21 protein-coding genes are annotated in these 19,325 nt (G+C 70.5%); 7 read left to right on the top strand and 14 right to left on the bottom strand.

Annotation, left to right across the window (positions count from 1 at the left end; all coding sequences use genetic code 11):
* From AC1XX3_RS07310 to lpdA, 6 genes are all read right to left on the bottom strand, one after another.
* Positions 1–966, bottom strand: a complete 966-nt coding sequence (locus AC1XX3_RS07310; protein ID WP_483320429.1) for a hypothetical protein — start codon at positions 964–966, stop codon at positions 1–3.
* A complete protein-coding gene (locus AC1XX3_RS07305; RefSeq protein WP_483320428.1) occupies positions 963–2,000 on the bottom strand; it encodes an ATP-binding cassette domain-containing protein in 1,038 nt (345 codons plus the stop codon). Before AC1XX3_RS07305 ends, AC1XX3_RS07310 begins: the two co-directional genes overlap by 4 nt.
* A 53-nt stretch (positions 2,001–2,053) precedes the next feature.
* Positions 2,054–2,785: a lipoyl(octanoyl) transferase LipB gene (gene lipB / locus AC1XX3_RS07300; protein ID WP_483320427.1), complete on the bottom strand. Its 732-nt coding sequence runs from the start codon at positions 2,783–2,785 to the stop codon at positions 2,054–2,056.
* A gap of 37 nt (positions 2,786–2,822) precedes the next feature.
* Complete coding sequence (locus AC1XX3_RS07295) at positions 2,823–3,725, bottom strand: TIGR01777 family oxidoreductase (protein WP_483320426.1); 903 nt, start codon at positions 3,723–3,725, stop codon at positions 2,823–2,825.
* Positions 3,726–3,841: 116 nt separating this feature from the next.
* Positions 3,842–5,698 (bottom strand): 2-oxoglutarate dehydrogenase, E2 component, dihydrolipoamide succinyltransferase, encoded by a 1,857-nt coding sequence (gene sucB, locus AC1XX3_RS07290; protein ID WP_483320425.1) that lies wholly within the window; start codon positions 5,696–5,698, stop codon positions 3,842–3,844.
* A gap of 131 nt (positions 5,699–5,829) precedes the next feature.
* On the bottom strand, positions 5,830–7,227 hold the full coding sequence (gene lpdA / locus AC1XX3_RS07285; RefSeq protein ID WP_483320424.1) for a dihydrolipoyl dehydrogenase: 1,398 nt from the start codon (positions 7,225–7,227) through the stop codon (positions 5,830–5,832).
* Between the two features lie 124 nt (positions 7,228–7,351).
* Between lpdA and AC1XX3_RS07280 the strand changes: the two genes are divergently transcribed.
* Complete coding sequence (locus AC1XX3_RS07280) at positions 7,352–7,696, top strand: hypothetical protein (protein WP_483320423.1); 345 nt, start codon at positions 7,352–7,354, stop codon at positions 7,694–7,696.
* A 10-nt stretch (positions 7,697–7,706) separates the two neighbouring features.
* Here AC1XX3_RS07280 and AC1XX3_RS07275 read toward each other — a convergent pair whose 3' ends face one another.
* Positions 7,707–9,209: a leucyl aminopeptidase gene (locus tag AC1XX3_RS07275; RefSeq protein WP_483320422.1), complete on the bottom strand. Its 1,503-nt coding sequence runs from the start codon at positions 9,207–9,209 to the stop codon at positions 7,707–7,709.
* A gap of 156 nt (positions 9,210–9,365) precedes the next feature.
* Between AC1XX3_RS07275 and gcvT the strand changes: the two genes are divergently transcribed.
* Positions 9,366–10,481 (top strand): glycine cleavage system aminomethyltransferase GcvT, encoded by a 1,116-nt coding sequence (gcvT, locus tag AC1XX3_RS07270; protein ID WP_483320421.1) that lies wholly within the window; start codon positions 9,366–9,368, stop codon positions 10,479–10,481.
* Positions 10,481–10,795: a hypothetical protein gene (locus AC1XX3_RS07265; protein WP_483320420.1), complete on the top strand. Its 315-nt coding sequence runs from the start codon at positions 10,481–10,483 to the stop codon at positions 10,793–10,795. The genes gcvT and AC1XX3_RS07265 overlap by 1 nt, the downstream gene beginning before the upstream one ends.
* A 29-nt stretch (positions 10,796–10,824) precedes the next feature.
* On the opposite strand, the gene AC1XX3_RS07260 is transcribed toward AC1XX3_RS07265, so the two are convergent.
* Together AC1XX3_RS07260 and AC1XX3_RS07255 are read right to left on the bottom strand one after the other, a co-directional pair.
* The gene (locus tag AC1XX3_RS07260) at positions 10,825–11,739 is read right to left on the bottom strand and encodes an aminoglycoside phosphotransferase family protein (protein WP_483320419.1); all 915 of its coding nucleotides are present in this window, start codon (positions 11,737–11,739) and stop codon (positions 10,825–10,827) included.
* Positions 11,740–11,811: 72 nt separating this feature from the next.
* Positions 11,812–12,513, bottom strand: a complete 702-nt coding sequence (locus tag AC1XX3_RS07255; RefSeq protein WP_483320418.1) for a TetR/AcrR family transcriptional regulator — start codon at positions 12,511–12,513, stop codon at positions 11,812–11,814.
* Positions 12,514–12,635: 122 nt separating this feature from the next.
* On the opposite strand from AC1XX3_RS07255, the gene AC1XX3_RS07250 reads away from it, so the two are divergent.
* Positions 12,636–13,559, top strand: coding sequence for an NAD-dependent epimerase/dehydratase family protein (locus AC1XX3_RS07250; protein WP_483320417.1), 924 nt, complete (start codon positions 12,636–12,638; stop codon positions 13,557–13,559).
* Positions 13,560–13,568: 9 nt separating this feature from the next.
* Here AC1XX3_RS07250 and AC1XX3_RS07245 read toward each other — a convergent pair whose 3' ends face one another.
* From AC1XX3_RS07245 to AC1XX3_RS07235, 3 genes are read right to left on the bottom strand one after another with little or no spacing between them, the layout of a single operon-like run.
* Positions 13,569–13,766, bottom strand: coding sequence for a hypothetical protein (locus AC1XX3_RS07245; protein ID WP_483320416.1), 198 nt, complete (start codon positions 13,764–13,766; stop codon positions 13,569–13,571).
* Positions 13,766–14,773, bottom strand: coding sequence for an aldo/keto reductase family protein (locus AC1XX3_RS07240; protein ID WP_483320415.1), 1,008 nt, complete (start codon positions 14,771–14,773; stop codon positions 13,766–13,768). The genes AC1XX3_RS07245 and AC1XX3_RS07240 overlap by 1 nt, the downstream gene beginning before the upstream one ends.
* Positions 14,774–14,783: 10 nt before the next feature.
* Positions 14,784–15,356: a DUF3043 domain-containing protein gene (locus AC1XX3_RS07235; RefSeq protein ID WP_483320414.1), complete on the bottom strand. Its 573-nt coding sequence runs from the start codon at positions 15,354–15,356 to the stop codon at positions 14,784–14,786.
* Between the two features lie 229 nt (positions 15,357–15,585).
* On the opposite strand from AC1XX3_RS07235, the gene AC1XX3_RS07230 reads away from it, so the two are divergent.
* The 3 genes from AC1XX3_RS07230 (at position 15,586) to AC1XX3_RS07220 (ending at position 17,538) form a co-directional block, all read left to right on the top strand.
* Positions 15,586–16,404: a PspA/IM30 family protein gene (locus tag AC1XX3_RS07230; protein ID WP_483320413.1), complete on the top strand. Its 819-nt coding sequence runs from the start codon at positions 15,586–15,588 to the stop codon at positions 16,402–16,404.
* Positions 16,401–16,685 carry a PspA-associated protein PspAA gene (gene pspAA, locus AC1XX3_RS07225; RefSeq protein ID WP_483320412.1) on the top strand — a complete coding sequence of 95 codons (285 nt, stop codon included), beginning with the start codon at positions 16,401–16,403 and terminating at the stop codon, positions 16,683–16,685. The genes AC1XX3_RS07230 and pspAA overlap by 4 nt, the downstream gene beginning before the upstream one ends.
* Before the next feature lie 154 nt (positions 16,686–16,839).
* Entirely contained in the window at positions 16,840–17,538 is a 699-nt protein-coding gene (locus AC1XX3_RS07220) for a DUF2238 domain-containing protein (protein ID WP_483320411.1), read from the top strand.
* Here AC1XX3_RS07220 and nadA read toward each other — a convergent pair.
* Both nadA and AC1XX3_RS07210 read right to left on the bottom strand, forming a co-directional pair.
* Positions 17,478–18,665, bottom strand: coding sequence for a quinolinate synthase NadA (nadA, locus tag AC1XX3_RS07215; protein WP_483320410.1), 1,188 nt, complete (start codon positions 18,663–18,665; stop codon positions 17,478–17,480). The genes AC1XX3_RS07220 and nadA overlap by 61 nt on opposite strands.
* Positions 18,666–18,708: 43 nt before the next feature.
* The gene (locus AC1XX3_RS07210; protein ID WP_483320409.1) at positions 18,709–19,263 is read right to left on the bottom strand and encodes a DinB family protein; all 555 of its coding nucleotides are present in this window, start codon (positions 19,261–19,263) and stop codon (positions 18,709–18,711) included.
* Positions 19,264–19,325 lie beyond the last annotated feature (62 nt).

Raw genomic sequence — 19,325 nt, 5'->3', positions numbered from 1 at the left:
CTAGTTGACATCCCGGCGCCGGAACACCAGCAGGGATCCGGCCACGAGCACGGTCAGCACGACGCCCCAGTAGATGAAGCCGTGGGTGTGGCTGATGGTGCGCTCGATGTAGTTGAGCACCATCCCGTCCTCGGTGAGCTGCTCGACGGGGACGACGTAGACGTAGTTGTCCAACACGATCGCGCCGATGTTGCCCTCCGGGCTCCACTTGGTCAGTCCGGAGGCCCAACCGAAGCTGCCGAGGACGGTCACCCGGACGAAGAAGACGAAGAGATAGCCGAGCAGGACGCCGATGGCCGCGGCGGTGTGCCGTCCGAGCAGACCCAGACAGAAGCCGACGACGGCCAACGCGAGCGCCACCAGCGTGCCACGGCCCGCCTGGGCCAGATAGGGCTGCCAGCTGGTGACGTCCCCGCCGTGCAGCGCCACCAGCGCTGCGGTGCTGGACAGACTCAGGATCGAGGCCAGGAACGACACCGCCGCCGCAGTGACCGCGAGCACCCCCACCTTGGAGATGAACACCTTCCAGCGGCTGGGGACGAAGCTCAACCAGTTCGCCAGTGAACCGCTGCTGTACTCGGCGCCGACGAACGACCCGCCGATCATGAACATCACCAGCGCCGTCAGATAGACCGCCACCGAGGTCGACAGTGATGCCACGTCCGCGAAGGGGGTCGGTTGCAGCCCCCAGTCCTCTTCTAGCGGCGGGTCGGACGCACAATCCTCGGGGGTGCCGCCGCTGTCGACACACTCCTGCTCGAACTGGGCGTGGTTCTGCTCCCAGTCCTGCTGGTATCGCTCGAAGTCGGCCCGGTTGGCGGCGACGGCCTCGGCCGAGGGCGGGGTGACCTGGAAGTTGACGATGACCTGGAAGCCGCCGAGGGCGAGCACCGTGATCAGCAGCGCGATCCAGACGAACCGTCGACTGCGGAGCCGGTTCAGCTCTGCCTGCGCGAGCCGGATCATCGTCGTCCGCCGGGGGTCGCCATCTCGGCGGGCATCGGTGCGGCTGCGGACCCGGCTCGACTGACGCCGTCGGCTGGCTGGTGCTGGGCGGCGCCGAGATGATCCGCCGCGGTGAGCTCGAGGAACACCGACTCGAGGTCGGCGCGGACCGCGACCAGCTCATCGACGTAGAGGCCGGCCTCGGCCAGCGCCCTGGTGATCACCGCAGGGTCGTCTCCGGCGCGGCCGTCGGGATCACTGACGCTGAGGAACCGCTCCGGCCCGCCCACCACCGTGAAGCCGCGGCTCTGCAGCACCTGGGTCGCTCGCTCGGGATCGGCGATCCCGACCCGGACGACCCCCTTCTCGCCGGCGGCGAGGATGTCGTCGACCTCACCCTGGGCGAGCAGCCGACCACGCCCGATGATCGAGACCGTGTCGGCCACCTGCTGGACTTCGCTCAGGATGTGGCTGGAGACCAGCACCGTCTTGCCCCGGTCGGCCAGGTCACGCATGGTGGCGCGGATCTCGTGGATGCCGGCGGGGTCGAGCCCGTTGGTCGGCTCGTCGAAGATCAGCAGCTCCGGATCCTTCAACAGGGTCGCGCCAATGGCCAGCCGCTGTTTCATGCCGAGGGAGTAGGTGTGGAACTTGTCCCGGCTGCGCTCGGACAGCCCGACCTCCTCGAGCACCTGCGACACCCGGTCGGTCCGACCGATGGCCTGGGCCAGGATGGTCAGGTTCTTGCGGCCGCTGAACCCGGGGAAGAACTTGGGTTGTTCCACGATGGCGCCGATCCGGTCGATCACCGACGGCAGCTCGGCCGGCAGCTCGGCGCCGAACACCCGCATCGACCCGCTGTCGGCGGTGATCAGCCCGAGCAGCATCCGGATGGTGGTCGTCTTCCCGGACCCGTTGGGACCCAGGAAGCCATGGACGCCGCCCTCGGGCACCCGCAGGTCGAGCCCGGCGACGGCGACGTGCACTCCCTTGCGGGTGCGGTACGTCTTGCGCAAGCCTGAGGTCTCAATGGCATAGCTGATCTCGCGGGGCATGGCGCGCCGGGGCCCGACGGCGCGGGTCCCGAGCACTGAGTGCGCGTTCGCGGTCAACGAATGCCGGCCGTGAGGCCATAGCTGATGGAGCCCGTGACGGGGGTGGCACGCTCCCGGGACGGCAGATCCGGTGTGCGGTCGTACGGCTCGAAGGCGAGCAGCCGTTCCAGCTGCGGGGTGAGCACCGGCACCACCGACATCAGGTCCACCGCATGGTCGAGCTCGGCGGCCATCGAGGTCACGCCCGCGTCGGTGATGCCGCAGGGCACGATCTGGTCGAACCAGGTCATATCGGGATCCACGTTGATCGCGAAGCCGTGCATCGTGGTCTGGGCAGCGACGCGGACGCCGATGGCCGCGATCTTCCGTTCGGGCCGCCGCTCGTCGGCCGGCAGCCACACCCCCGAACGTCCGGTCACCCGACCGGTGGCCAAGCCGAACTCCGCCATGGTGGCGATCAGCGCTTCCTCCAGGCGGCGGACGTAGTCCACCACTTTCACAGCTTCCGGCAGCCGGACGATCGGATAGCCGACGAGCTGGCCGGGCCCGTGCCAGGTGATGTTGCCGCCCCGGTCGACGTCGACCACCGGGGTTCCGTCCAGGGGCCGCTCGTGCGGCTGGGTCCGTTTGCCCGCGGTGTACACGGGCTGGTGTTCGAGCAGGATGACCGTGTTCGGTTCCTCGCCGGTGGAGACCGCGGCATGGATCTTGCGCTGCAGGTCCCAGGCCGACACGTAGTCGACCTGCTCGCTTCCGAGTCCAGGATGGAGGAATTCGAGGGTCATGACGGGGGAGTCTACGCCGACGCGACTCGCCCGGGGGTCATCGGCGCAGTGCCGAACGCAGGGTGGACTCGACGTCGGGTGCGAGGAATTCGAATCCCCCTTGCTCGAGCCGACGGGGCACCGCGTAGATGTCACCCAGCAGCTGTTCGGCGAGCTCCCCGAGCGCTGCGCGGAACACGAACCCGGGTGCTCGGAGCACAGTCGGCCGGTTCAACACCGCAGCCAAGGTGGTGGTGAACTCGGCGTTCGTGGCCGGCTGCGGGAGGGTCAGGTTGTAGGCCCCCGCCGCGGTCGGGATCTCGACGGTCCACAGCAGCGCCCGGAGATAGTCCTCCAGAGCGATCATCGGCATCCGCTGGCGGCCGTCGCCAAGCTGGGCGCCGAGCCCCAGCGACCACGGGATGCGCATCAGCTGCAGCGGTCCACCGCGGCGGTCCATCACCGGCGCGGTACGCAGGAACACCACCCGGGCTCCGGCCTGCGAGGCCGGCGCGGCCGCGGCCTCCCAGGCCACCACGACCGAGGAGAGGAAGTCGGTACCGGGTGGGGAGTCCTCGGTGAACGGGGCGTCGCCGGCGACCGTGCCGTAGCGGGAGATCCCGCTGGCCTGGATCAGCACCGGCGGCGATCCGTCCACGGCCGCCGCGGCGACAGCCTGGGCCAGGGTGCGGGTGGTGTTCACCCGTGAGGACAAGATCAGCTCCCGGCGGGCCGGGGTCCAGGGCCGGTCGGCCACCCCGGCCCCGGCCAGGTTGACCACCACGTCAACACCGGCCAGCACCGTGGGCTCCAGCCGGCCGGCGTCGGGATCCCACCGGTGTTCCAGTGCGCTGGCGGGCTCGCGGCGGACCAGCCGGGCCACCTCGTGCCCGAGCTCGGCGAGCCGTACCCGCAACGCCGTGCCGAGGAAGCCGGAGCTGCCGGCGATGAGCACCTTCATGATGATCCAGCCTCTGCGTCGGGGTCAGAACGTGCGACAGCCCGCCGTCTCGCTGCGGTGTCGCAAGGATAGGCGGGCTGTCGCGGGGCGTCCGTGGTGGTCGGGGACCGACCGGCTCAGAACTCCGAGCCGAAGTCTCCACCCTCGAGGCGCTCCTTGATGGTGCCCAGGAAGCGTGCCGCGTCGGCGCCGTCCACGACCCGGTGGTCGTAGGACAGAGCCAGATACATCATGTCGCGGACCACGATCGCCTCACCGAGGTTCGGATCGGTCATCACCACCGGACGCTTGACCAGCGCGCCGGTGCCGAGAATGGCCACCTGCGGCTGGTTGATGATCGGGGTGTCGAACAGCGCGCCACGGCTGCCGGTGTTGGTGATGGTGAAGGTGCCGCCCACGAGGTCGTCCGGCGACAGCTTGTTGGACCGGGTCCGCGCAGCGAGGTCGGCGATCTTCTTGGCGATCCCGGCGATGCTCAGGTCACCCGCGTCGCGGATGACCGGGACGATGAGGCCCTTCTCGGTGTCGACGGCGATAGCCACGTTCTCCGTCGCCGGGTAGGTGATCTCCCCGGCCTCGGTGTCCACGGTGGAGTTCACCTTCGGGTGCACCTTCAGCGCCTCGACCGAGGCCTTCACGATGAACGGCAGATAGGAGAGCTTGACCCCCTCGCGAGCGAGGAAGTCGTCCTTGACCCGGGCGCGCAGCCGCGAGACCAGGGTGAGGTCCACCTCGACCACCGTGGTGAGCTGCGCGGAGGTCTGCAGCGACTCCACCATCCGCTTCGCGATGGTCTTGCGCAGCCGGGACATCTTCTCGGTCGTCCCGCGCAGCGAGCTCGGTTCGACCGTCGGGGCGCCGGCCGCGGCCGGGGCCGCAGCGGCGGCGGGCGCTGCGGCCGGGGTGGGCTCCGGCTGGGGAGCTGCCTTGGCCGCCTCGGCGGCGGCCAGCACGTCCTGCTTGCGGATCCGGCCACCGACGCCGGTGCCCTTCAGCGAGGACAGGTCGATGCCGTGCTCGTTGGCCAGCTTGCGGACCAACGGGGTGACATAGGTCGCGTCGGAGTCGGTCGCGACCGGGGTCGGCGCCGGAGCCGAGCTGGACGGCGCCGCGGGGGCGCGCCCGCTCGTGGTGGGGGCCGACTCGGCCGCCGGAGCCGCCTGCGGGTCCTCCTTGGCCTGGTGGACGATCTCGGGCTCCGGGTCGGGCTCAGCCTCGGGCTCAGCTGCGGGTTCGGGTTCGGGCTCCGGCTCCGGCTCGGGCTGGCTGTCGCTCTCGGAGCCACCGGTGTCGCCACCGGCCGGGGCCGCGGACTCGTCGCCGACGATGGCGAGCACGGCACCGACCTCGACGGTCTCGTCCTCTTGGACCCGGATCTCCAGCAGGGTGCCGGCGATGGGGGAGGGGATCTCGGTGTCGACCTTGTCGGTGGACACCTCCAGCAGTGCCTCGTCCACCTCGATGGAGTCGCCGACGCTCTTCAGCCAGCGGCTCACGGTCCCCTCGGTGACGCTCTCACCGAGTGCCGGCAGGGTGATCTCGGTCCCGCCTGCGGACGAACCGGAGGTCTCGGCCTTGGGTGCCGGGGCCTCGGGGTCGGGTCCCTGCGCGGTGCCCTCGGGCTCCTGCGACTCCTCGGCCGGTGCGGTGGCCTGGGTCGGCTCCTCGGCGGCTGCCGGCGCCTCCTCGGCGGCCGGCTCGCTGTCGGAACCCGAGTCGCTCGACGGCGCCTCGTCGGCGTCGCCGATGACGGCCAGCACGGCGCCGACCTCGACCGTGTCGTCCTCCTGCGCGGTGATCTCCAGCAGCACACCGGCCGCGGGGGACGGGATCTCGGTATCCACCTTGTCAGTCGAGACCTCCAGCAGCGGCTCGTCGGCCTCGACGGTGTCGCCGACCTGCTTCAGCCAGCGGGTGACGGTGCCTTCGGTGACGCTTTCACCCAGTGCGGGGAGTGTTACAGAAGTCGGCATGGTGGTTTTCGGACTCCTTCATCGTGCTGCCAGTGCGTGAGATTTGCCCTCACTCTAGCCTCCGCCCACCGGGGCTGTTCCGAGGCCGAGTGAAATCAGGTCTACACCGTACGGTGTCGCTCGGTCGGGTCTCACCCGTGGGTGTGGAGCGGCTTCCCGGCCAGGGCTAGGTGTGCCTCGCCGAGGGCCTCGCTCTGGGTCGGGTGGGGGTGCAGCAGTCCGGCGACGTCCTCGGGATGCGCCTCCCAGCCGGTGATCAGTCCCGCCTCGGCGATCAGCTCGCCGACCCGGGCACCGATCAGGTGGACGCCGACCACCGGGCCGTCGGTCTGGCGAACCAGCTTGACGAAGCCGGCGGTCTTCAGGATCTGTGACCTGCCGTTGCCGGCCAGGTCGTAGGTCAGCGTGGTGATGTCGCCGTACGCCGCCCGGGCGGCCTGTTCGCCCAGACCGACGGAGGCAATCTCGGGGTCGCTGTAGGTGACTTTCGCGATGTTGACGTCGCTGACCGGGGCGGGCGCGGTGTCCAGCCGTCCGGTTCGGGCGGCGACCTCCTCGGCCACGAAGATGCCGTGGGCGAAGCCGCGGTGCGCCAGCTGCAGCCCGGCGACGAGGTCACCGACCGCCCAGACCCCGGGCACTGCAGTGGCCAGCCGGTCGTCGACCCGGACGAAGCCGCGCTCGAGCTCGATGCCCGCCTCGACGTAGCCCAGCCCGTCGCTGCGCGGACCGCGCCCGACGGCCACCAGCGCCACGTCGGCGTCCACCGTGGCACCGCCCTCGACGGTGAGGCGTACGCCCTCGGGCGTGTGGGTCAGCGAGGTCATCGGCTGGCCCAGCGCCATCGTGATCCCGCGCTTGCGGAAGGCTCGCTGCAGCGCCGCGGAGATCTCGGGCTCCTCCAGCGGGACCAGCCGGTCCAGCGCCTCGACCACGGTGACCTCCACGCCGAAGGAGCGCCAGGCGGAGGCGAACTCGACCCCGATCACGCCGCCCCCCAGCACGACCGCGGACCGGGGCAGGGTGTCCAGCCGCAGGGCGTGGTCGCTGGTCAGGATCCGCTGCCCGTCGACCTCGACGCCGGGCGGCGTCCGGGCGTACGACCCGGTCGCCAGCACGACGTGGTCGGCCCGGTAGGTCTGTTCGCCGACCACCACGCCGGTGCCCTCGGCGTCGCGGACCAGCCGGCCCGAGCCGCGGACGACGGTGATGCCACGGGAGTCGATCAGCCCGGTCAGCCCCTTGTGCAGCCGCCGGACCACCCCGTCGGCATAGTCACGGACTTCGCGGAGCTCGATCCGCTCGACGGTGGAGTGCACGCCGAACTGGCTGCCGTGTCGGGCCGCGTCGGCCACCTCGGCCGCGTGCAGCAGGGCCTTGGTCGGGATGCAGCCGCGGTGCAGGCAGGTGCCACCGAGCTCCGCCTCCTCCACCAGGGCCACCGACAGCCCCAGCTGGGCCGCGCGCAGGGCACAGGCATACCCGCCGCTGCCGGCACCGAGGACGACGAGGTCGAAGCGTGAGGTCATGGCGGTCATCCTCTCAGGTGCGCCGGGATCGTCTCCGCTGCTCCGCGGCGCTCAGCGCGGCTCGGGCGGCGACGAAGCCCGCGTGCCGCCCGCGGATGTTGGCCGGTGCCGCCATACTCGGGTCATGGGTTGGTTCAGGCGGAGCGCGGCGCGGGTCAAGCAGGGGGCGAAGGTCGGTCGTGACGGACGCGGTGTCGACGACGCGGTGGTGGCGCATCTGACCGAGTTCGCCCGCACCCGCCGCGGCGTGGAGGCCTTCGTCGAGCCCAAGACCTCAGTCACCCAGACCACGCTGCTGCTGGTGGCGTTCGACGGCGAGTGGACCCGGCGAGTGGTGCCGTCGCCCGAGTGGGCGCACGCCTTCGCCGAGCACCTGCAGATCCCCGGCTACGACGCCGCCGTGGTCGGCTACCCGCAGCGGATGCGCGACTACAACAGCCGCAACAAGAAGCACCCCGACCTGCGCTGACCGACCTCGCTCAGGCCTGCAGCGAGGCGGCCAGGGCGACCAGCGTGCGTACGCCCACGCCGGTCCCGCCCGGGGTGACGTAGCCGTACGGCTCACCGCCGTGGAAGGCCGGACCCGCGATGTCGAGATGGGCCCAGGCGGTGTCCTCGGCGACGAACTCCCGGAGGAAGGCGGCGGCCACCGAGGCGCCGGCGTACCGGTCGCCGCTGGTGGAGCGCAGATCGGCCACCTTCGACTCCAGCCGGGAGCGGATCTCGCGCGGGATGGGCAGCTGCCACAGGTCCTCCCCGGCCGTCTCCGCAGCGTCCAGGATCCGGTCGGCCGACTCCTCGTCGTTGCTCATCAGACCGGCGACCCGGTCGCCGAGGGCGACCACGCAGGCACCGGTCAGGGTCGCCACGTCGATCACCAGGTCGGGCTTGTCCTCGCCGGCCCGGGCCAGGGCGTCGGCCATCACCAGCCGTCCCTCGGCGTCGCAGTTGCCGTTCTCCACCGTCTTGCCGCCATACATCGTGAGCACATCGGACGGTCGGTACGCGGTGTCACTGGGCAGGTTCTCGGCCAGCGCACCGTACGCGGTGACCTTGATCTTGAGTCCGAGCCGGGCGATGGCGTGGGTGGCGGCCAGCACGGCCGCAGCGCCCGCCATGTCGCACTTCATCGTGTACATCCCGTCGCCGGACTTGAGGTTGAGCCCGCCGGCGTCGAAGGTGATCCCCTTGCCCACCAGGGCGAGGTGGAACTGGGCCCCGCGCGGGGCGTAGCTGTACCGGACCAGGCGGGGGAGCCGGGACGAGCCGCCACCGACGGCCAGGATGCCGCCGTAGCCGGCCCGGGCAAGTGCCTTCTCGTCGAGCACCTCGACAGCGATCTTGGCGTCCTTGGCCAGGGCCCGGGCCTGGTCGGCGAAGGACTCCGGGTAGAGCAGGTTCGGCGGGATGTTCACCCATTCGCGCGCGGTGGCGACCGCGCCGGCCACCACCCGCGCAGTCTCCAGCGCGGCGGCGACGTCGGCCTTGCGGCCGGACGCCTCCGAGATGACGGTGACCGCCTCCACCGTGACTCCGCCGGGCGTGCCGCTGATCGGCGCGTACCGGTAGCTGCCCAGCAGGGCACCCTCGGCGACGGCCTGCAGCTCCTCCGGCTCCGTGATGCCGAACGAGACCGCGACCGACACGGTGCCGTCCTCGACCAGTGACATCGCCTGCCGGACGCCGACGCCAGCCGCCCGGCGCAGATCCTCCGGCGTCACCGCGTTGGCACCGACCCCGACCACGACCAGCCGCGGGCCGTCACCGGCCGCGGGCAGGGTCTGTCGGGAGCCGGCAGTCGGCTTGGCGCCGAGGGCAGCCGCCATCGCGGCCACGCCGACGCCGAAGCGCTTGGCGTACGCCGCGTCGACCGTGTCGGGGACACCGATCGGTCCGTCGGCACCGAGGCCGACCACCAAGATGTGGGCACTGCGCGGCGGCGTACGACCGAGGTCGAGGTCGGGCAAGGTGGGGACGGGCACGAGGGCCTCCTTCGGGTTTCCGAACGGTGGGCGGTGCACACGACCGCGACACCTTGGTGGACAGGATCAGGCTATCCGTCGCTGCCCGTCCCGCGCCTCCCCGGGGCATCGCGGCGAGGTTGGGCTGAGGTTCGTCACGGTGAGAGGATCGCACTCGTGACCGAGACCGTGAAGACCCTGAAGACCTCACCGCTGCACAGCCGCCATGTCGCGGCCGGCGCCAAGTTCGCCGAGTTCAGTGGCTGGTCGATGCCACTCGAATACGCCGGTGCCGGCGTGCTGGCCGAACACACCGCGGTCCGCACCGCGGTGGGCATCTTCGACGTCAGCCACCTCGGCAAGGCGACGGTGGCCGGCCCGGGCGCCGCCGCGTTCGTCAACCGTTGTCTTACGGCCGATCTCGGACGGATCGCGCCGGGCCAGGCGCAGTACACGATGCTCTGTGCGCCCGACGGCGGTGTGATTGACGACCTGATCGCCTATCTGCGCAGCCCCGATGAGGTGTTCTTGATCCCCAACGCCGCCAACTGCGCCGAGGTGGTGGCCCGGCTCGCCGCGGCGGCACCGCCCGACATCGCGATCACCGACCAGCACGACGACTATGTCGTGCTGGCCGTCCAGGGGACGCACTCCGACGAGGTGCTCGGCGCAGCGGGGTTCCCGACCGGGCATGACTACATGAGCTTCGCGGTGACCGACGTGGCGCAGACCCCGGTCACCGTCTGCCGGACCGGATACACCGGTGAGCGCGGTTACGAGCTGGTGGCCCCGGTGGCCGCGGCGCTGGACATCTGGGATGCCGTGACCGCCGCCGGCGAGCCGTACGGGCTGCAGCCGGCCGGGCTGGGAGCGCGGGACACGTTGCGGACCGAGATGGGCTATGCGCTGCACGGGCACGAGATCTCACCCGAGATCACGCCCGTCCAGGCCCGACTCGGCTGGGCCGTGGGCTGGAAGAAGCCGGACTTCTTCGGCGCCGAGGCGCTCCGCGCCGAGAAGCAGGCAGGTCCGAAGCGGCTGCTGCGCGGGCTGAAGGCCGCCGGGCGCGGCATTCCCCGACCGGGCATGCGCGTGCTCGACGACGCCGGCACCGAGATCGGCGCCATCACCTCCGGCACCTTCTCCCCGACGCTCAAGACCGGGGTGGCGCTGGCACTGGTCGACGCCGACCATGTCGACGGCGACCTGGTGCTGGTCGACATCCGGGGTCGGGCCGAGCAGTTCATCGTGACCAAGCCCCCGTTCGTCACCCCCGGCGTCCGGGAGCTCTGATGCGCGCCCTGATCGCGCACGCCGTGGTGGTGCTGGTCGGGTTGCTCGTGATGGCCTATCCGCTGACCGTCGGCGCGCACCCTGCGGTGACCTGTCGGGGAGCGGTGATGCAGCCCGGCGATGTGTGTGCCAAGGCTGACGGCGACGGCACCCAGACCTACCAGCAGCGGGCCGACGACGTCGCCGATGCCCGTCCGGTCGTCGCCGTCGTCGGGGCCCTCGTCGCCGGCTTCGGGGCGGTGCTGTTCGCGGGCGAGCTCCGCAGCCGCAAGGGAGCTGCCGCCGCGCAGCTCGGGACGGGCACCACCGGATGAGCCGGTGTTCAGCGGGGCTGAGCCGGTGTTCAGCGGGGCAGGACCTCGAGCAGCGAGGTCAGGCTGGCGGCAGCCTTCGGGTTGGAATGCTGCAGCTGCCAGTGCACCGTGCTCGCGGTCCGGGCCACGGTGCACCGAGAGACCAGGAGCGGGTCGACCCCCGCGGCCTCGCCGAACAGCCGGACCCGCCGCTCCACCAGTCTGGCGAAGTCTGGACGCCGGACGATCTGCTCCAGCCGCTCCCAGATCAGGGTGGCGGCATCGAACGCGGCGGTGCCCGCCCAGCCCTTCGGGTCGATCGCCAACCAGCCGCGATCGCTGCTCAGCACGTTCCCGACGTGCAGGTCGCCGTGCAGCATGGTGGTGGTCGGATCCGCGGCGAGCTCGGCGATGGCGTCCACCGCCTCGGCCATCAGCCGGCGCGGCAAGGGCTGGCCCAGATCCGCATCCTGAGCCCGGAGCAGCGCCGCCCACGGTCCGCAGCGGTCGGTGAGCCGGGGCGTCGATTCCGGCGCCGGCACCGCCAGTCGCGCGGCGAGCTGGCCGGACACGGTCAGCGCCTCGTCGAAGTCGACCCTGGACAGCGATGATGGCCCGGCTCGCTCGAGAAGCATGGCGAAGCTGTCGTCGTTGCGGGCCAGCAGGCGGACGGCGCCCTCACCGGCCCAGAGCTGCAGCGCATCGGGCTCGTGCTGGTTCTCCGGGTGGGGGAAGGACACCTTGAGCACCGCTGGGGTGTGGTGCCGGTCGCGGACCGGAAGCACCAGCCCGACGCCGCCGTGCCCGGGTTCGCCATCGACGGTGCACTGCCAGCTCTCCAGCAGCTCGGCGACCAGCTCGGGCAGGCAGTCGAGCCACTGCCGACCGAGGTCGCCCTCGCGGGAGCCGAGCTGCCGGACGAAGGTCGCCGGCAGCGTCACCGTGGACTGGCTGCATCGGCTCACGTGGTCACCAGTCGCGGTGGGTCGGCATGACCCGACCCTAACCCCGCCGGTCCGGATAGTGGAGGCCCTGCGTCAGTCCCGGGAGGGATCGAGCCGGCGGCAGAGGTGTTCGAAGTAGGGCTCGTGGTCGTCCACTGCGCGGTGCAGATGGCCGAAGAGCTCCAGCGACACGGCGCCGAGCACTCCGCTCCAGGCCGTCATGGCGCGCAGCACCAGGTCATCGCCGACCTCAGGCCCGATGAACTCCCTCAAGCCGGGGATCGCGGCCCGCACCGGCCGCGGCACCGGTCTCGGCGGCGGGGCCGCGTCGGCAGCGGCGATGTCGCGCAGCAGCCCGGCAAGGACGCTCATGACCCGGGTGGCCGGCCCTACGGTGTCGGTCGGCGCGGCGTAGCCGGGCACCGGCGAGCCGTACAGGAGCGCGTAGTCGTGCGGATGCGCCACCGCCCACTCCCGGACGGCGGTGGCCACGGCCAGCCAGCGGCGGGAGTAGTCGGTCCGTCGCCGGACGGCTGCGTCGGCTGACTCCGCTGCGTGGCCGAGGTCGTTGTACGCCTGGATCAGCAGCGCGGTCAGCAGTTCGTCGCGGCTGGGGAAGTAGCGATAGACGGCGGACGACGCCATCTGCAGGTCTCGGGCCACCGCGCGCACCGACAGCGACGCCGGGCCGACCTCAGCGAGCTGGGCCGAGGCGCTGGCCAAGATGGCGCGGGTGAGCTCGGCCCGGGCCAGGCTGCGGGCGGTCCGCGGAGCCGAAGGGGTGTCGTCGGTCATGGTCGCCATTCTGCCAGCAGGTGAGAACACCGGCAACATGTGAGAGCGGTGCTCTTGATTTGTCCCCACGGCATGCCCATACTGGAGAAACGAGAGCGGTGCTCTCGAAAATAGGAGGAAACATGAAGACCACATCGGTGATCGTCGGAGCCGGACCGGTCGGCCGCCAGACGGCCCTGCTGCTGGCGGCGCAGGGAGAACAGGTGGTGGTGGTGACGCGCTCCGGCGGCGGACCCGACCAACCCGGGATACGCCTGGTGGCCGCCGACGCGGCCGACCCGACCGCGCTGACCGGACTCGCGTCCGGGGCCACGACGCTGTACAACTGCGCCAACCCGGCGAACTACACCCAGTGGACCCGCGTCTGGCCGCCGCTGGCCGACAGCCTGCTGACCACCGCCGAACGGACCGGGGCCACGCTGGTGACCGCGTCGTCGCTCTACGGCTACGGCCCGGTGGACGGCGTGATGGTGGAGGGACAGCCGGACCTCGCTACCGACACGAAAGGCCGGATCCGGGCCCAGATGTGGGCAGCGGCGCGCTCCAGGCACCAGCAGGACCGGCTCCGTGCGGTGGAGGTACGCGCGTCGGACTACCTCGGTGCGGGGGTGGGGCCGAACGGTCATATCACCCGTCAGCTGCCCGCCGCCCGTCGCGGCCGGACCGCCTGGGTGATGGGATCGCCGCATCAGCCGCATACCTGGACCGATGTCCTTGACGTGGCGCGGACGCTGGTGACGGTGGCCGGCCGCCCGGACAGCTGGGGACAGGTGTGGCATACCCCCAGCAACGCGCCGCGGACCCAGACCGAGGCGCTGACCGCCGTGCTGGCGGCCGGTGGGCTTCCGCCGGTGCGGCTGCGGGCGTACCCCTCGGTGGTGACCCGGGTCGGGGCTCGGTTCTCCCCGATGGTGCGCGAGCTGGAGGACATGGCGTACATGTTCCGACGCCGCTACGAGATGAGCTCGGCGCACACCAGTGCGGTCCTCGGTCTGACGGCCACCCCGTGGGACGAGGTCTGCCGCCGGACCGTGACCGGCAACTAGCCCAGCCGGCTAGCTCGGTGGCTCGAGGCTCATCGGGCCGTAGACAGTACGGTCCTCCTCCAGCAGGGTGACGGCGCGGACACCGGCCTCGAGCAGCTCGGGATAGAACTCCCCGAGCCAGCTCTCGGCCTCACCCTGGGTGGCAAACGTCTTGTCCAAGCCGACCGGATACGCCGGCGCGGCGTCCGGGCGCCACAGCCAGGGCATCAGGTGAGCCGGGATGCGGGCGACATGGAGCCCTCCGGCACCCGCCGGACCGCGTCGCCGAGGGCCTCGTCGATCCCCGCCAGCGTCTCAGACGACAGCTTCTTGCCGGCCGCGGCCACGTTGTCACGGACCTGCTCCGGCCGCGAGCCACCGGTGATGGCCGAGGCGACGTTGTCGTTCTGCAGCACCCAGGCGATGGCCAGCTGAGCCATCGACAGACCCTCGGCCTCAGCCAGCGGGCCGAGCTTCTGCACCCGGGTGAGGGTCTCGTCGGTCAGCAGGTCCTTGATGAAGTTCGCCCCGCCGCCGGCTTCATCGGTGGCCCGCGACCCCTGGGGGTGGGGCTGACCCGGCTTGTACTTGCCGGTCAGCACGCCCTGCTCGATCGGGGAGAAGACCACCTGGCTGATGCCGAGCTCGCGGCAGGTCGGCACGACCTCCTGCTCGATGACGCGGAACAAGGCGTTGTACTTCGGCTGGTTGGAGACCAGCGGCACCTTGAGCTCCTGAGCCAGCGCGGCACCCGCCCGCAGCTGCTCGGGGGTCCACTCGCTCACCCCGATGTAGAGCGCCTTGCCGGCGCGGACCACGTCGGCGAAGGCCTGCATGGTCTCTTCCAGCGGGGTCTCGTAGTCGAACCGGTGGGCCTGGTAGAGGTCGACGTAGTCAGTCCGCAGCCGGGTCAGTGAGCCGTTGATCGACTCGAGGATGTGCTTGCGGGACAGACCGGTGTCGTTGGGGCCCTTGGGCCCGGTCGGGAAGTAGACCTTGGTGAAGATCTCCAGGCTCTCGCGGCGCTGGCCGGCGAGGGCGTCACCCAAGATGACCTCCGCCAAGGTGTTGGCGTAGGTGTCGGCGGTGTCGAAGGTGGTGATGCCCGCGTCCAGCGCGGCCTGCACGCACGCCGTCGCCTGCTCGGCCTCGACCTGCGACCCGTGCGTCACCCAGTTGCCATAGCTGATCTCGGAGACCTTCAGGCCGCTGTTGCCCAGATATCTGTATTCCATGGGTATGACCCTAGAACGACTCGCCGCGCTTCACCCGGGGAGGGGGGATCCGGAACTTGCGGATCTGGATGCTGCGGTTGACCCCGTACATCAACAGCCCGCGGGGCGACGCCTTCGGCAACCGCCGGGCCAGCTCCTTCTTGAACCCGCGCCACATCAGCGCACAGTCCACCAGCACCAAGAAGATGAACAGATACATCACCACGGTCGCGATCAGCGTGAGCGACGGCAGCACGCTGCTGAGGAAGGTCACCGCCAGGATCACGATCAGGCTGGGCAGCAGGAACTCGCCGATGTTGCGGCGTGAGTCGACGTAGTCACGCAGCAGGACCTTCTCCGGCACCGACTCGCGCACGCTCATGGTGCGCAGCCGCTGCTCCCGGGCCAGCCGCCGCTCCTCGAGCCGTGCCTCTTTCGTCGTCATGGTCCGGGTGACCCGCTGGCGGCGCATCGCCTCGGCCTCCTTTCGGGTCGGCGTCGGCCGGTCCTTCTTGGCCGGACCTGTCCGCGCCGGGGTCGCCGGCTGGACCGGCTCCGGCTGCGGCTCCGGCTCGACGGGAGTCTTGCGACGAAGTAGTGCCACGGGTACCTCTCGGGAATGTGCGTCCGGCCGGCGCCGCGGGGAGCCCGTCGGACGGTGGCCAGGCGGTCCAGTGATGGTGCTGGTCTGAGGGATTCTTTCAGGGCTTCAACCCAAATACGAAACTACTCCACTCCACAGCGGTGCGTCGTTGGGTCAGCGGGCATAGGGTGGAGGCCACTACCGCGGCTTTGCGCACCCCATGAAAACTGGAAGGACCTGCTGACATCTCATGAGCGGCATTTTTCAGCGTATGTCGTTGATCTTCCGAGCCAAGACCGACAAGGCCTTGGACAAGATGGAAGATCCACGCCAGACCCTCGACTACTCCTACCAGCGCCAGCTGGAGCTGCTGCAGAAGGTGCGCCGCGGCGTCGCCGATGTGGCTACCAGCCGCAAGCGGGTGGAGCTGCAGGCCAACCAGATCAGCACCCAGGCCGACAAGCTGACCCAGCAGGCGCAGAAGGCGCTCGAGGTCGGGCGCGAGGACCTGGCGCGTGAGGCCCTGACCCGCCGCTCGGCGCTGCAGCAGCAGCTGACCGACCTCCAGGCCCAGCATGCGCAGCTGCAGGGTGAAGAGGAGAAGCTGACCCGGGCCAGCCATCGGCTGCAGGCCAAGGTCGACTCCTTCCGCACCCGCAAGGAGACCATCAAGGCGACGTACTCGGCTGCCGAGGCGCAGACCCGGATCAACGAGGCCTTCTCCGGCATCAGCGAGGAGATGGGCGACGTCGGGATGGCCATCCAGCGGGCCGAGGACAAGACCGCGCAGATGCAGGCCCGCGCCGGAGCGATCGATGAGCTGCTGGCGAGCGGCGCGCTCGACGACCCGACCGGCACCACCAAGGACGACATCACCTTGGAGCTGGAGCAGCTGGCGTCGACCTCCGACGTCGAGTCGGAGCTGGCGCAGATGAAGGCCTCGATCACCAGCGGACCGAATGCTGCACCGCCGGCGATCGAGGGTCAGGCATCCGACACGCAGGCGCCGCCCGTCCAGGGGTACACCGCTCCGCAACAGGCGCAGACCAACTCGGAGGACCTGCGATGATCGTCCGCATCCTCAACGAGGGTCAGTGGCAGCTGTCAGTCGAGGCGGTGGCCGAGCTGAACCCGATCGACGACGCGATCGAGAAGGCCGTGTCGGCCCAGGACCAGGACCAGCTGACCGAGGCCTTGGGTGTGCTGCATGACAAGGTCCGCGCCAGCGGTACGCCGGTGCCCGACGACGCACTCGAGGACTCCGACCTCATCCTGCCGTCGGCGGACTCGACCCTGGAGGACGTGCAGCGTCTGCTCAGCGGCTCGATCGAAGGCCTGATCCCCAACTGAGGTCGACGGCTCGCTTCTGAGCCGAGTGCACCCGGCGTCATCCTGTGGGTGGACGCCTCCACCTCGAGCATCTCGACCATCCACCCGTAGGTGGGGCCGGATCTCCTCTCCCGGCACGATGCGGCTAGGGGAGCGAGCGCGGATCGTGGAGCACATGCTTCTCGACCCCGTCTCGGTCCCGATCGACTCCCCGCCCGGTGACGACCGACGTCTGGCCGCGCGTCACCGGTGGATGTGCCGGCTGGCGCTGGCGGTCAAGCTGGCCGCGCTGATGCTGCTCCTGCTGGCGGTGGTCCAGCCGGATCTGACCGGGCTGAAGAGCAAGGGTCTGTCGGCGCGGCTGGTGGCGTACCCGCTGGGTCTGGGCGCGCTGCCCCTGGGGTGGTGGCTGCTGCGCCGGCATCGGCCACGGGCCTTCTCCTGGACGGCTGACGTGCTCTGCTCCACCCCCATCCTGGTGGACCTGGTCGGCAACCGGGCGCACCTGTTCGACCGGGTGTGGTGGTGGGACGACGTGATGCACTTCAGCATGCACGCGCTGTTCACCGCCGGTGTCTTGGCGCAGCTGCTGCCTCGTCACGCCGGTCGGCTCACCACCATGACGGCCGCTGCCGCCTTCGCCGGGATCACCGGGCTCGGCTGGGAGCTGGCCGAGTACGCCGCCTTCATGCGGCACGGGGTCGAGCTGTCCGGGGCCTATCTGGACACCCTCGGCGACCTCGCCGGGGGAACCGCCGGCTCGCTGCTGGCCGGAGCGGTGCTGCCCCGGCACCGGCGGAGCCCGGGGGAGGATCAGTCCCTGGCGGTGGGGCCGGGCAGCTCGAGCATCCGCTCCAGGGCGAGCTTGGCGTAGCGCTCGGTCTCAGCGTCGACGGTGATCTGGTTGACGACCTGACCCTGGACCAGGCTCTCCAGCGCCCAGACCAGGTGCGGCAGGTCGATCCGGTTCATCGTCGCGCAGTAGCAGACGTGCTTCTCCAAGAAGGCGATCTCTTGCTCCGGGTGCGCCTTGGCGAGCCGCTGCACCAGGTTGAGCTCGGTGCCGACGGCCCACTTCGAACCCGCGAGGGCCTTCTCGATGGTGTTGATGATGAACTCGGTCGACCCGATCAGGTCGGCCTTCAAGACGACCTCGTGCTGGCACTCGGGGTGTACCAGCACCTGGACGCCCGGGATGCGGCTGCGGACGTCGTCCACCGCCTCGGCGGAGAACCGGCCGTGCACCGAGCAGTGGCCCTTCCACAAGATCATCGTCGCCGCCTGCAGCTGCTCCGCGGTGAGCCCGCCGTTGGGCTGGTGCGGGTCATAGACCACACAGGAGCCCAGCGCGATGCCGAGTTCGAGCACGGCGGTGTTGCGGCCAAGGTGCTGGTCGGGGAAGAAGAGCACCTTCTCGCCCCGTTCGAAGGCCCACTCGAGCACCGTCTTGGCGTTGGAGGAGGTGCAGACCACGCCACCGTGCCGGCCGCAGAAGGCCTTGATGTCGGCGGAGGAGTTCATGTAGGTGACCGGGACGGTGACGTCGGCGATCCCGGCGTCGGCCAGCACGTCCCAGCAGTCCTCCACCTGGGACAGCCGGGCCATGTCGGCCATCGAGCAGCCGGCGGCGAGGTCGGGCAGGATCACCTTCTGCGCCTCGTGGGTGAGGATGTCGGCCGACTCGGCCATGAAGTGCACGCCGCAGAACACGATGAACTCGGCGTCCGGCCGGGCCGCTGCCTCGCGAGCGAGCTTGAACGAGTCGCCGGTGACGTCGGCGAACTGGATCACCTCGTCGCGCTGGTAGTGATGGCCGAGCACGAACAACCGATCCCCGAGTGCCTCCTTGGCTCGGCGCGCTCGCTCCACCAGTGACGGGTCAGAGGCGGGCGGCAGGTCGCCCGGGCACTCGACGCCGCGTTCGGAGAGCGGATCCGCTCCGGTACCGAGCACGAAGAGCGACAGCGGGGTCCGCGCCGGAGGCAGAGGTGTCGTGGTCACGCTCCAAGCGTACGGGCCAGGCTCTCGGCCGCGATGCACCCGTTCATTCGCGGTGCCCCCAGAGGTCGCGCAGCAGCGCGATCTCGGCGCTGTGGTGGATCATCTCCTTGTTGATGTGGAGCACCAACGCGGCCATCGACTCGGTGTCGAACCCCGGCTCGCGGCAACGTTTCGACAGCGCCGCGTCGTCCAGCGACCTGACCCCGGCGTCCCACCGGGCGTAGGCCTCGTCCAGCCGGGCCAGGGCGTCGTCGGCCGATCCGGGGTAGCCGTAGTCGTGATAGCCCACCGGCGGGCCGCCGAAATAGGTGGCGTTACGTTCGCCGAGCACGCCGACGAGGAGGTGGCTGAGCCGCCACGCGATGGTGGTGACCGGGGCGGGCTCCGGCTCAGGATCGACGAAGTCGATGACGAAGTCGCCGCTGCCGATGGCCTGGCCGCGGGCTGCGGCGCGGGGACGTACGTTCCAGCAGCCGGGCACCGGCTCCCAGAAGTATTCGGCGTCGGTGAGGCCGTCGAACCGCGGGCGGGTCTGGTTCTGCCACAGCCAGTCGAGCTGCTCGGCCAGCTCGGCGCTGAGAGGCTTGGAGGATGTCATGCGCCTACGGTGGCACCCCGCACTGACAGTCTGCTGCGGCCGGCTTATGCGGCCGGCAAGAA

The sequence above is a fragment of the Microlunatus sp. M237 genome (assembly GCF_056896895.1).
Note: the sequence above shows the minus strand (reverse complement) of the source record. Positions and strands in the feature narration are given on the sequence as shown.